This is a genomic window from Bernardetia sp. Wsw4-3y2, from assembly GCF_037126295.1.
In the GTDB taxonomy this organism is placed as follows: domain Bacteria; phylum Bacteroidota; class Bacteroidia; order Cytophagales; family Bernardetiaceae; genus Bernardetia.
In genome coordinates this window covers 629,475-640,964 of record NZ_CP147017.1, presented here as the reverse complement: position 1 = coordinate 640,964, position 11,490 = coordinate 629,475, and the positions used below count along the sequence as shown (strand labels likewise).

Annotated in this window: 12 protein-coding genes; 2 read left to right on the top strand and 10 right to left on the bottom strand. The window is 31.0% G+C overall.

The features are described from left to right. Positions 1-55 precede the first annotated feature (55 nt). Complete coding sequence (locus V9L05_RS02535) at positions 56-601, top strand: hypothetical protein (protein WP_338814263.1); 546 nt, start codon at positions 56-58, stop codon at positions 599-601. 107 nt (positions 602-708) lie between these two features. On the opposite strand, the gene V9L05_RS02530 is transcribed toward V9L05_RS02535, so the two are convergent. Then, positions 709-1,194, bottom strand: coding sequence for a hypothetical protein (locus tag V9L05_RS02530; RefSeq protein WP_338814262.1), 486 nt, complete (start codon positions 1,192-1,194; stop codon positions 709-711). Between V9L05_RS02530 and V9L05_RS02525 the strand changes: the two genes are divergently transcribed. Continuing rightward, a complete protein-coding gene (locus tag V9L05_RS02525) occupies positions 1,193-1,567 on the top strand; it encodes a DUF3883 domain-containing protein (protein WP_338814261.1) in 375 nt (124 codons plus the stop codon). The genes V9L05_RS02530 and V9L05_RS02525 overlap by 2 nt on opposite strands. Positions 1,568-1,575: 8 nt before the next feature. Here the strand turns inward: V9L05_RS02525 and V9L05_RS02520 are convergent, their stop codons facing one another. The 9 genes from V9L05_RS02520 to V9L05_RS02480 form a co-directional block, all read right to left on the bottom strand. After that, entirely contained in the window at positions 1,576-2,241 is a 666-nt protein-coding gene (locus V9L05_RS02520) for an IS982 family transposase (RefSeq protein ID WP_338814260.1), read from the bottom strand. Between the two features lie 12 nt (positions 2,242-2,253). Continuing rightward, positions 2,254-2,484: a hypothetical protein gene (locus V9L05_RS02515; RefSeq protein ID WP_338814259.1), complete on the bottom strand. Its 231-nt coding sequence runs from the start codon at positions 2,482-2,484 to the stop codon at positions 2,254-2,256. Between the two features lie 104 nt (positions 2,485-2,588). Next, the gene (locus V9L05_RS02510) at positions 2,589-2,714 is read right to left on the bottom strand and encodes a hypothetical protein (protein WP_338814258.1); all 126 of its coding nucleotides are present in this window, start codon (positions 2,712-2,714) and stop codon (positions 2,589-2,591) included. A 177-nt stretch (positions 2,715-2,891) separates the two neighbouring features. Beyond that, on the bottom strand, positions 2,892-3,425 hold the full coding sequence (locus tag V9L05_RS02505) for a transposase (RefSeq protein ID WP_338814257.1): 534 nt from the start codon (positions 3,423-3,425) through the stop codon (positions 2,892-2,894). A gap of 126 nt (positions 3,426-3,551) precedes the next feature. Then, positions 3,552-7,745 carry a DUF445 family protein gene (locus V9L05_RS02500; protein ID WP_338814256.1) on the bottom strand — a complete coding sequence of 1,398 codons (4,194 nt, stop codon included), beginning with the start codon at positions 7,743-7,745 and terminating at the stop codon, positions 3,552-3,554. A 190-nt stretch (positions 7,746-7,935) separates the two neighbouring features. Continuing rightward, positions 7,936-8,325: a hypothetical protein gene (locus V9L05_RS02495; protein WP_338814255.1), complete on the bottom strand. Its 390-nt coding sequence runs from the start codon at positions 8,323-8,325 to the stop codon at positions 7,936-7,938. A gap of 115 nt (positions 8,326-8,440) precedes the next feature. After that, complete coding sequence (locus V9L05_RS02490) at positions 8,441-9,043, bottom strand: hypothetical protein (protein ID WP_338814254.1); 603 nt, start codon at positions 9,041-9,043, stop codon at positions 8,441-8,443. Between the two features lie 114 nt (positions 9,044-9,157). Next, entirely contained in the window at positions 9,158-10,288 is a 1,131-nt protein-coding gene (gene trpB / locus V9L05_RS02485) for a tryptophan synthase subunit beta (protein WP_338815407.1), read from the bottom strand. Positions 10,289-10,637: 349 nt separating this feature from the next. Continuing rightward, positions 10,638-11,246 (bottom strand): phosphoribosylglycinamide formyltransferase, encoded by a 609-nt coding sequence (locus V9L05_RS02480; RefSeq protein WP_338814253.1) that lies wholly within the window; start codon positions 11,244-11,246, stop codon positions 10,638-10,640. Between the last annotated feature and the right edge of the window lie 244 nt (positions 11,247-11,490).

Here is an 11,490-nt window from a genome sequence, read left to right as displayed (position 1 = left end):
TAAGGTTTTCAGAAACCTTATAGGTTTATTTGCTATTTATTTTTTATTTTTAGAAATGAAATATCAAGATGCTTTCGAAGCTGATACATTTTATCACGTTTTCAATCATGGTGTGGGAAGCGAAAATCTTTTTCGCAATGATGATAATTTTCGGTATTTTCTCAAACGTTATAGTCATTATATGAGTCCAGTTTGGGAAACCTATTGTTATTGTTTGATGCCCAATCACTTTCATTTTTTAGTGCGTATAAAAGAGGAAAGCGAACTTGCTAAACTTCCAAAATACAAAGGAGACACACACAAGCTAGTAATGCAACACCTTAGCAATTTTTTGAATAGCTATGCTAAATCTTATAACATAAAATACCAACGAAAGGGCGCACTTTTCTTAGATTTTACCAAACGCAAAGCTGTAAGAGAAGAAAGCTATTATACTACGCTTATCAACTACATTCATCAAAATCCTGTCCACCACAAATTTTGTAAAACTACTGATGAATGGATATATTCGTCTTACGATGCTTTTGTATCACAAAAATCTACCAAAATAAAGAGAGATGAAGTATTAGATTGGTTTGGAGACAAAAAAGCCTTTCAATAATTTCATAAAGAACACACAGCAGCATTAAAAGAAGAACTAGAATTTGAATAAACAAACCTATAAGGTTTCTGAAAACCTTATAGGTTTAATTTGCCACAGTAGTTTTTTTATTTGTTAGTGTTCTTGTGTATCACAGAACAGAGAGGTAGAATAAGAATTTTAAAATTAATTTGCTTAAAGTACACTCTATAATAACTATATAAAAAAAGTTTTACTATCATAGTATTTAATTCATTTTGTTTAGGATCTTTTTCTTCTAATTCTTTTGGTCTAGGAAATAAACTTGATACTTTCTTTCCAATAATATTACGATCAAATGAAGATGCTGTTTCTTTTACTGACTTAATATATATATAAATTAGCAAGTCAAACTCTCCAATAATTCTTATATCATCACTATTAATTGAATCATTATCTGTTAATGGTAGTTTTAGCCTTCTTTCCAAGTCTTTAATTTGCTGATTCTCTTGATTATTTTTTAAATCAAGCATAATAGTTTCAGAAACAACAGTTGCGACTAAGACTATCTCTACAGAATCGGAAAGTAAAAAAGTAGTAGATTTACAAAATGAGGTAGAGCGATTAAAAGCCATGATAGCTAAACTGCAAAACTTTTCAGATAGAGATAGCACAGATGTTACACTATTAGAAGATGGTGACTATCTTACAGAGATTAAAGAACGGAGCGAAGCATATTTATATGACATACTCCAAAAATTATATCCTTCACATATAGTAAAATGGTTAAATTATAATTCTGACACACGAAGTTTCAATGAAAGCTACCAGCATCATGATTTTGAAATTTTAGATAACAATAGAAATGTTGTACATTATATTGACTGTAAGGCTACACCACATCAAAAAAGGACTTTCTATTTGACTACTAATGAATGGGACTTTTTTTTGGATTGTGTAGCAAAAAGAAAAAGCTATCAAATTTATAGAGTTTTTAATTTAACGTGAACTCGGTATTATTTAGGTACAAATATTCTAGGTTTTTTTGGGTAGAAATGATAAGCTACTATTGTAGCTGCCATATGCGTAAATGCGTTTATAGGCTTCCTATGTCTAGAATGTTCTACGTCAAAAACGGAAATTAAAATATCATTTACAGATTCAATAATGGCTCTTTTTCTAAGTGTGTATTTTTCTTTCAATGTGATGAGTTGATTCTTCATATTTTTTTTTGTTTTAGTTATCATTTTAATTCCCTTTTCATAGAGTTGTTCCCAAAGTTTTGTCAAATACCCTTTATCACCAAAGCAATTTCCTTTCAAATTTTTTAATAAATTTTTGAGTAGATCGTGGTTATTATCAGCCTTATTTGCTGCTGTAATTTCAAAAGCCATTACTTCTCCTAAATGATTGATGACTAAGTGAAGTTTAAATCCAAAAAACCACCCCATTGACCCTTTTCCTCGTTTTGCAATGTCTTTGAACACTTTATGAGAGTGAATACGACGATTATCAGAAACAACTATTTTCTTAGAATCAATGAAGTAAGTACCTGTTTCTTCACTTTTAGCACACAGGAGTTTGGCGAGTACATACATAGGTAAACTTACTCTTTTTATTAATTCTAAAAATCGGTTATAGGAGCAAAGTTTAGGAAAATAAGGGACTAAATCGTTACACACAAAACGTTGATACTAGTATTGAAAATTCTTATAACCTGAGTAATTATAATATACTAAAATAGTCATTATTTCACTAGCTGATAACTGGGGAACACGAGTAGGAGAAGGGGTGAAAGTGGAACTGCTTTTTGTTCCCACCCATTTACTAGATACATAAGATTGAGCTTGTAAACAGAACTCATCTACTAAATAAAAAATACCAATTAGGTGGTCTTCGTCGAATTTTATAGTTTTGTCAAACATAAGGCTAAAGAGGTTAAAGTTGAGTAGAGCTATTCAAAAATAACCTTTTTTAGCCTTTTTTGACAAAAATAACTGAAATAAGTAAATAAAACACTGAAAGTCAATTAGTTAAAACCCGAGTTCACGTTATTTATGAAGTGGATTTCTCCATAAACCATTCCCATAGAAACATCAGCATTTTCAAGTTTAGTTGTGCCAATTAGTTCATTATTCAGTTTAACAAAATACATAGTAAATTTGCTTAAATAGTTGAAAGGTAAAGAGTGATTTAATATCTTTTGCTGAATATTTATTTTTCATTATTTGTGTGGTTTGGTAGGTTAAAGGCTTGCCTTTAACAAAATAATATAAAGTAATCAATATTTATCAAGTCAAAGGCAAGCCATTTGACCTACAAGTAATACATTTTATGGTGTAAAAAATCTATCATCTTCCCAATTTTCAATATTTTTTTGAATATAATTTGCAATTTGTTGATATGACTTTTCATTTCTAATAATATGGTCATAAAAACGAATTTGCCAAGCAGATTCTAACCCTAAACGATTGACATTTTTGGTAACACCAGATTTAAAACCTCCAATGATAGATGAAATAGTATCTTTTCCTTGATTTTGAAAACGCCCTGTCGTAAAATCATTATTTTGCAGTTCTTCGATTAACTCTGTTTCTACAGGTTTGTCTATAGTAATTATTGCGTGCAAATGGTTTGGCATTATCACAAACTCTTCTAATTCTAAATAAGGTCTATACATTGGAAGTTGATGCCAAAGCACATCTACAATTACTCCAACATGAGAAAGATACATTTTTTTATTTTTTATTTCTCCAAAGAAATGCTCTTTATTTTTGGTGCAAATGGTGATAAAGTATGCTCCATTCCAACCATAATCCCACCATCTAGCTCGTATAATAGGTTTTCTATAGTTTTTGTTTTTCATTCTGTATAGCAAGTTATAATATTAATGTAGGTTAAAGGCTTGCCTTTAACAAAAACATTTACAGATAAAATCTAATGTTTATAAGGTCAAAGGCAAGTCTTTTAATCTACAAATAATATGTTTTCTTTATTTCTCCACATAATCCAATCCAAGTTCTAAAAGAAAATCCAACGTAAAACCAAACACCATCCCAAAACCAAAACCATACTGAACAAGTCTGTCAAAATATTTCTTAGCAAAAGAATTAAATAAGGCTTCTATTTCTTTTGGTGGCATCTGCGAAACTTCGGCAATAACAATGTCTTTTATCGGAATAGAAGCTAAAATATGAGGTAACTCTTCTTGTAAAGCCTCCAAACCTGCATTCAATAAAAGCTCAACTACAAAATCTTTGCTTTCGTTTGGAATATTTTTGAGTGTTGGAAGAAGATTTTTTTGGATAAAATGAGATAAGGCTTCCTCAAAAAGCTGTTTGTTTTTGGGTTCGTCTAGCTGTTTTTGAATAGCTTTTGCAAGATCTTGTTCCAAAATCTGCCAATCTACAAACTCATCAGCAGGAATTTTCTTTATTCTTTCAAATAAAAGTGCTATCACTCTTCGTCCTTGTGCATCTAGCGCAGCCGAATTTAAAATCTGTTTACTGACTTTTTCAATGGTTTGATTGAGTGCATTTTTATCGATTCGTTGCCATAAAGCTGTATTCGAACTCAAATTATTTTCTTGATTTTCGAAGCTATTTTTTTGTAAGATAGATTCAATTACACCAATAATAAGTTCATTTGGCTTTTCTTGTAACTGTGTTCTGTGAGAAAAATAATGCGTTCTTAGATGTTTTCCTGCTAGTTTTAATTCTGTTTGAAGCAAGTTTTGTAAATCTTCTAGCGAATGAATATCAGTAACAGAAATAAATGTTGAAACTTTGGTTTGAAAAAGAGTATTCAAAAGTTGATTTGTCAAATCTCTCACAGCTTTTTGAGTCGTTTCATTTCCTAAAAGATTAGAAACTGTTTTTTCTAAATACGAATTATTGAGTTTTATGCCTACTTCTCCTAAAGAAACTTCTCCAATTCGTTCTACTTCATTATGAACCAAACGGTTTACACTTTCAATTTCTTTTAATAAAAATTTCGGAATTCCTTCTGTGGCAAGTTCTTTCGCTGTTTTTTTGATTGCTTTTTTATAAATAAAAGCTGCTTTTTGCTCAGAATAGACTTTTTCATACACTTGATTTGCCACTTCTTCACTATTGGAAGTGAGCCATTCTGCGCCTGTTTCTATCATTTTTTGAATAATAAAGTCAATATTATTTGTCAGAAGACTAAGCAAAGAGCCATCGAAGAGTTGACCTATTTTTTTCTCATCAGCAATTTCTGTCGAAATATGTTTATCAATAAATTCAAATACTTTTGCTTGTGTTTTGGTATCTTGAAGCTGCTCAACTAAATAATCTGATAATTTTGTTTCTAAATTACGAGTTTGTTTTTTACTCAAATAACTCTGAATAGTTCTTTCAGTTGCTTTTTCTGCAAATTCTGAATTAAGCTGTTTTATTAAATAATTGATTTGCTCGTCGCTATCTATTTTTTCAAAAAACGAATCCATTTCTAAGCTAATCCAGTTTTTGATTTTGTCATACAAAACTGTTCTTACAGATTGTGGCAGCGCATCGCCTAATGTTTCGTGGCTTTTTAAATAACTTTTAATTTGCTCAAAAGCTGTTTCTGAAACCAAACTAGAAAGCGAATCATCTTGAATATATTTTAAAACGGTACTTTCGAAAGAAGAAGTATCAATGTCTTCTAAAGTAAATTTCTGATAAGGCTGAATTCCTTTTTTTAATAAATTAGATAATTTACTTTCTTGATTTATCGTATTTTTATCATTTTCTTTTGTGAAGTTTTCTACCAAATTCCAACCCAAACCAGCCCCTTTTTGAGCAATGAAAGCCTTATAATCTTCTGTATATTCATAAATTTTGGCATAATTATCAGACTGAATCCAATTTTTAGCACCGTTTAGAATTTTATCTTTATTTGTATCAAAGGAAGTTCTCAAACCTTCTTCATTCATCAATTTATTACCCACAAAATTTCCCATATTCTCAGCAAAACGACCTCTATTTTTGATGACAATCCCTGGAGTAAGAGGAACAGAAACAGTTTTTCCAGTCAGAGGAAAATATTTTTTTTCGTAAGGTTTAAAAATCATTTGCAGTGCAATCCAATTTGTACCCAAACCAGTTGCGCCATACGCAAGTGCAGGAACAGTATATTTCAATGCTAAATGATTAATTTCAGGCATTCCAGCCAAAGCACCACCAGCAATTCCACCCCAAAGTGCACCCAAAGCTGTAATTGGTTTGAGTTCTTTTCCCATAAATTTTTCTACCATCGTTCGGATAGTTTCAGGCGATTGTTGGCTCAAATTAAGCTGAACAACCTCTTCTATTCTCCCCTCAACAAGTGTATCCAAATTTTGAACTAAAAATTTGTGTAGCGTTTTGGATAAATCTTCCGAAATACTAGGAAACTGTTTTAAAGAAGTTAAATAATTTTTGACCTCATTATTTTCTACATTTTTCAGAAATTCTATAGTATATGAATCTGCTCTTTCTGTAAGTGCAATGGCTAACTCTTCGATTTGGTCTGCCGAAATAAGGCGACTAATTGGTTGCTCATTTACTCTTGCCGAAATATGTTTTGAAAGAAATTCAGCTATTTCGGTATGATGATTTTGAGACTTTTCTACTGCCCACTTTTCAAAATTGATAGCTAGTTTTTTGCGCTGTTCGGCTGCAATAAGTTCATTTAAAGGTGTTTCTAAAACTTTATCTACCCTTTTTGTGAGTTCATTGGTAAGACGCTGAGAAAATTTAGGATTAAAAATAAGAGTCTGAACAGAATCTTTTCTAAATTTATTCAGATTAGCAAGCAAAAATGGAATTAGCTTTTCAGTAGGAATAAATTCTCCAATTTCTTTTTCTAAAAATAGATTTGCTAGTGGCATTACATCCATACGATTGAGTGCATCGCCCACATTTTTACGTAAAATTTTGGTCAGAGAAACAACTGTATTTTGGGTTTTGAGTCCTGATACAATTTCGCCTATACTTTTGCTTTCCAAATATTCGACAACTTGCTGGGTAAGTTCTTTTGCGACCTGTTCAGGATTGCGACGATACGAATCAATAATTCCAGTTACTTTTCCGATAATATCAGTTGATTGGCTAATACTTCCCACAAAAACTTTTACAAGCCAATTCTTGAAGCCCGATTCTACATTATTTGTAAAGGTTTGGTCAATCAAAATTTCTAATTCTCTTTGGCGAGAATAGAGCCAACCAATGACTTTTACCAAAATGGCAGGAAACTGATGAGCAAAGAATTTTTCTAAAGTTACTTTTGTAGTTGCATCTAAGAGTTCGAAAATTGTTTTCTCTTCTTTTTCTAATGTATTTATCAAGAAATCAGAAAAGACATCAATAATTTTTATTCCTTCTTCGGTTTCTAAAATGGATTGCAAACGCTGTAAAATTTCTTTTACCAAATGCTGTGCTTTTTCTTCTCCTAAAATATCTAGTAAGCGTTTTTTAGAAATTCGTTCAGCTAGATTGGTAACCAGTTCTTCAATTTCTAATTCTTCAAAAGTCTGATTGATAAGATTTTCTATTGGTTTTTTGTGCTGTGCTTCTAATAAAAGATGTAAATCGGCAGTCAAAAAATGCAATTCATCTTTAATCGTTTTTTGTAAATCTTGATGAATAAAAGACGAAATAGATTCATTTCCAATCTCATCTGAAAAATCACGCACCAATTTTTCTAAACTTCTCCATTCCGAAACACCAGCCATCAATTCGCTGACAATATTTTTACTTACACTTTGCCATTGCTCGTCTGAAATAGCATCGCCTAAAGTCGTTTCTTTTGAAAGATGAAGTAAAAAAGGTTCTAGCATTTGAGGCAAATTACTTTTTGCTTGTTCTCTAATTACGTTTGTTGTTTCCTTAAACTTAGGAATGTCTTGCAGCGTAAAATTTTCAGAAACAGAACTCGCTAGTTTGGTTTCAATATAGGTTTGAACTGTTTTTTGAAGTGCTTTTTTAAATTCTTCGTTTTCTACTTGTGGCAGCAGCGTTTTATGATTCAAAATATCACGTTCGACGAGTTTACTGATATTCAAGACAAATTCATGATGCGTTTTTAGGAAAATTCCTCCCAAGCCAAAACGTTTTCTAAAAAGCATCTGAATTGCCAAATCGTTTGTGATATATCCCACAAATGCGCCTGTGAGTGCTTTTGCTGCGTAAGTAAGTCCGACCATATAAATGTATCAAACCTATAAGGTTTTTAAAAACCTTATAGGTTTAGGTTAAAAAATTATTTTAATATAATAAGAACGTAAAAAATAGATTTGTGTTTTTTTTGAATGAAAATGATGTCATTGGTGGGGACACCAACAACGGCGAGAGAAAGTTATGTCGCTCATAAGCATACAAGCAACAGTGCATTATTTATGAAAATAAATCATCTTTATTAGCTTCTATATGTTCTTTTGTAAATTCTGTAACAATTATCTTATCAGGCTCATCATTCATACCCACAAAATAGACTTCTAATTTTTCGCCTAAATTATAAATTTTATCATCCATATAATCAGAATATTTTCCAAAACATATATTTTTTATAGCTGGTAATCTAAGCAAAGCAGGAAATTCTTTTCCAATATCCAAAAAAACACCAAAGGGAGCTTTTATAAAAATAGTTCCTATAAAAGAATCGTATTCTTGAAGTTCATTTTTAATTTTATCCCAAAGAATTTGTTTTTCTTCTTTAGTATAATTTTCTACTCTTGCATAGACTTCTTTTGCTAGTTCTTCGTCTATTTTCCATTGATTACTCATAATATTTTATTTTACCCAAAATTTACTCAAAAAAAAACTCTCTACATAATTTTTTGATTTTGTAGAGGTTTAAATAGAAATTATGGTAATCAATAAAAATAAACTGTCTTTAACTCTATTCCTTATCAATTTTTTTGATAATCTTTATATTCGGATTGATAGCTGAGACTGAAACTTGTTTTTCGCCTTCCAAAACATAAAATAAATAAGAACTGTTTTGCCCAACTACATAAAGTTCTTTTACCATATCATTCGTAAAAGTAACACTATAATTTGCTTCAATATCTTGTGTTTGTATTCTCTTACTTATTTTTTGCCCTCGCCCTACTCCCAATCCTATAAACATACAGAATACAAACATAAATATAAAAGGTATTCCTTTGTTTTCTTTTATTGAATCAATTCCTTTATCAGCTTTTTCTATATTACCTGTTAAATTATACCATTTTTTTAGTCTATATTTTTGATGAAACTTTGGTAGAAACTTTGTTACATAGAAATAGGAAAATACAATTACAACAATAAATACAGAAAATAATAACAAACTGTTAGTAAGAATATTTATAGGACTCAAAAGAATATCCGAAATATCCGAATAACTTAGAATATCTACATCCAAAAAACGAAAGTAAATCACATCACTAATTATTCCCAAAACAATCAGATAAATATAACCAAGTGATAAATATTCTTGTAAAGTAAGTTTTTCTTTTAGCATAATTTTTAGATTTTAAAATGAATTTTGAAACTTAAAATTAAATATAAAAACCCTAATTCCCTGTATTAATAAAACAGAAAATTAGGGTTTATTTATCAAAACAAGAAAATAGCCTTACTTATCCAAATACTTCGCATACGTACTCAAATCTTTATCTCCTCTACCTGAAAGATTAATAATGACTATTTTTTTATCAAAATCTTTATCGTCTTCTTTCAAATTATTTAAGACTGCTAAGGCATGAGCTGATTCTATAGCTGGAATAATTCCTTCTAAGAGAGCTAATTCTTTGCCTGCTTGCATCGCTTCATCATCTGTAACGGCATAAAACTTTGCTCGCTTGCTATCTGCCAGATGTGCGTGTAACGCTCCAATACCTGGATAATCCAAGCCTGCTGAAATAGAATAAGGTTCTACTACTTGTCCGTCTAAGGTTTGCATCAAAAGTGTTTTGCTTCCATGAAGAACTCCTAATGTTCCACAAGCTATTGTTGCAGCCGTTTCTCCACTAGAAATTCCCATTCCTGCTGCTTCTGCTCCAATAAGTTGAACATCTTTTTCGGCAATATAATGATAAAATGCTCCTGCTGCATTGCTTCCACCACCTACGCAAGCAATGACATAATCTGGGTTAGGTGTTCCTTCTTTTTCTGTAAGTTGATTTCTCATTTCCTCACTAATCACAGACTGAAACCAAGCCACCATTTCAGGATATGGATGAGGACCAACAACAGAACCAATAATATAATGTGTATCTACTGGATTATTTATCCAATAACGCATTGCTTCATTTGTTGCATCTTTCAATGTTTTGCTACCTGAAAGAGCTGGACGAACTTCTGCACCCAACATTTTCATTCGTGCTACGTTGGGTTGCTGTCTTTCAATATCTATTTCGCCCATAAAAACGATACATTCCATTCCCATTAGAGCGCAAACTGTTGCTGTTGCTACTCCATGTTGTCCTGCACCTGTTTCTGCTACGATTTTATTTTTACCTAATTTTTTAGCTAAAAGAACTTGTCCGACAGTATTATTTACCTTGTGTGCGCCTGTGTGATTGAGGTCTTCACGTTTTAAATAGATTTTTGCGCCATATTTTTCTGACAAACGTTTAGCAAGGTATAAAGGTGTAGGTCTACCTACATAGTCTCTTAATAGGTATTGAAATTCCTTCTTAAATTCTTCATCAGATTGTAGAGCATAATAGGCTTTCTGAATTTCTTCGATATTTGGATATAACATTTCTGGAATATATGCGCCTCCAAATTGCCCATAATATCCACGCTCATCAGCTATTTTGGAGCGTAAGATGGTTTTTTCTATATTTTTATTTTCTGTGTTTTTTATGCTAGATTCTGCTTGATTTATCATTATTGCGTATATTCTTGGGGAGAAAGTAGGTTGATTTTAAAATAAATTGATTGTCTTCCTAAATCGTTTTCTATTAAATTTTGTCAATCTTGACCTAAATTTACAAACTATTCTTTACTTTATTTTCTTCTATAAGCAATCTGTTATCAATTTATGTTTGGAGGACACTGATAATTATTTCTTATGATACATTTTTTTGCAAAAATGATGAAGGTAGGAATTATTCTTCTTCTGTAATCTCTTCTTTCTGATTTCTTTTCTGACGAATTTCTTCGACCAATTCTTCTATAATAAGAGGATAATAAAGATGTTCTAATGCATGGATTTTGTGAGCAAGTATTTCGGCTGTGTCTTTGGGTTCTATTTGTACTTTTTCTTGAAAAATAATTTGCCCTTCATCGTACTCTTCATTTACCATGTGAATCGTAATTCCCGATTGCGTTTCCTTATTTTTTATAACAGCTCTATGTACATTATCTCCATACATTCCCTTTCCTCCATATTTTGGCAAAAGAGCAGGGTGAATATTAACTATTTGGTTTGGAAAAGCCTGTACAAAACTAGAAGGGATGAGCCACATAAAACCAGCCAACACAATTAAATCAATTTCTTTACACTGTAAAAATTGAAGTACACTTCCTGTTTTATAAAGTTCATTTTTTTCAAAAACAGCAACTTCTACGCCTAATCGTTTTGCTCTTTCGATAACAAAAGCATTTGCATTATTGGACAAAACCACAAAAGACACGTCTTTTTGTAATTTAAAGTGTTCGATAATTTTTGCAGCATTTGAGCCATTACCTGAAGCAAAAATAGCAATTTGAATCATAAAAATTAAAAGTGCAAGCTAGTATAAAGTATAAACAATACGAAGTAAAGTTATTTAATAAATTTGAGAAGTCGTTTTATATTAGTGAGCTGAAAATAATGAGCCAAACTATAAAATAGAACCAAGCAATGAGTGTGTCTTATTGGTTACGGATAGAATTAGTTTTTGTTTGATTTTGAAACTACAAAACTATAAAAAAAACTTGTATTTTATGATTATTATTTGACTGAATAACGTATTGATG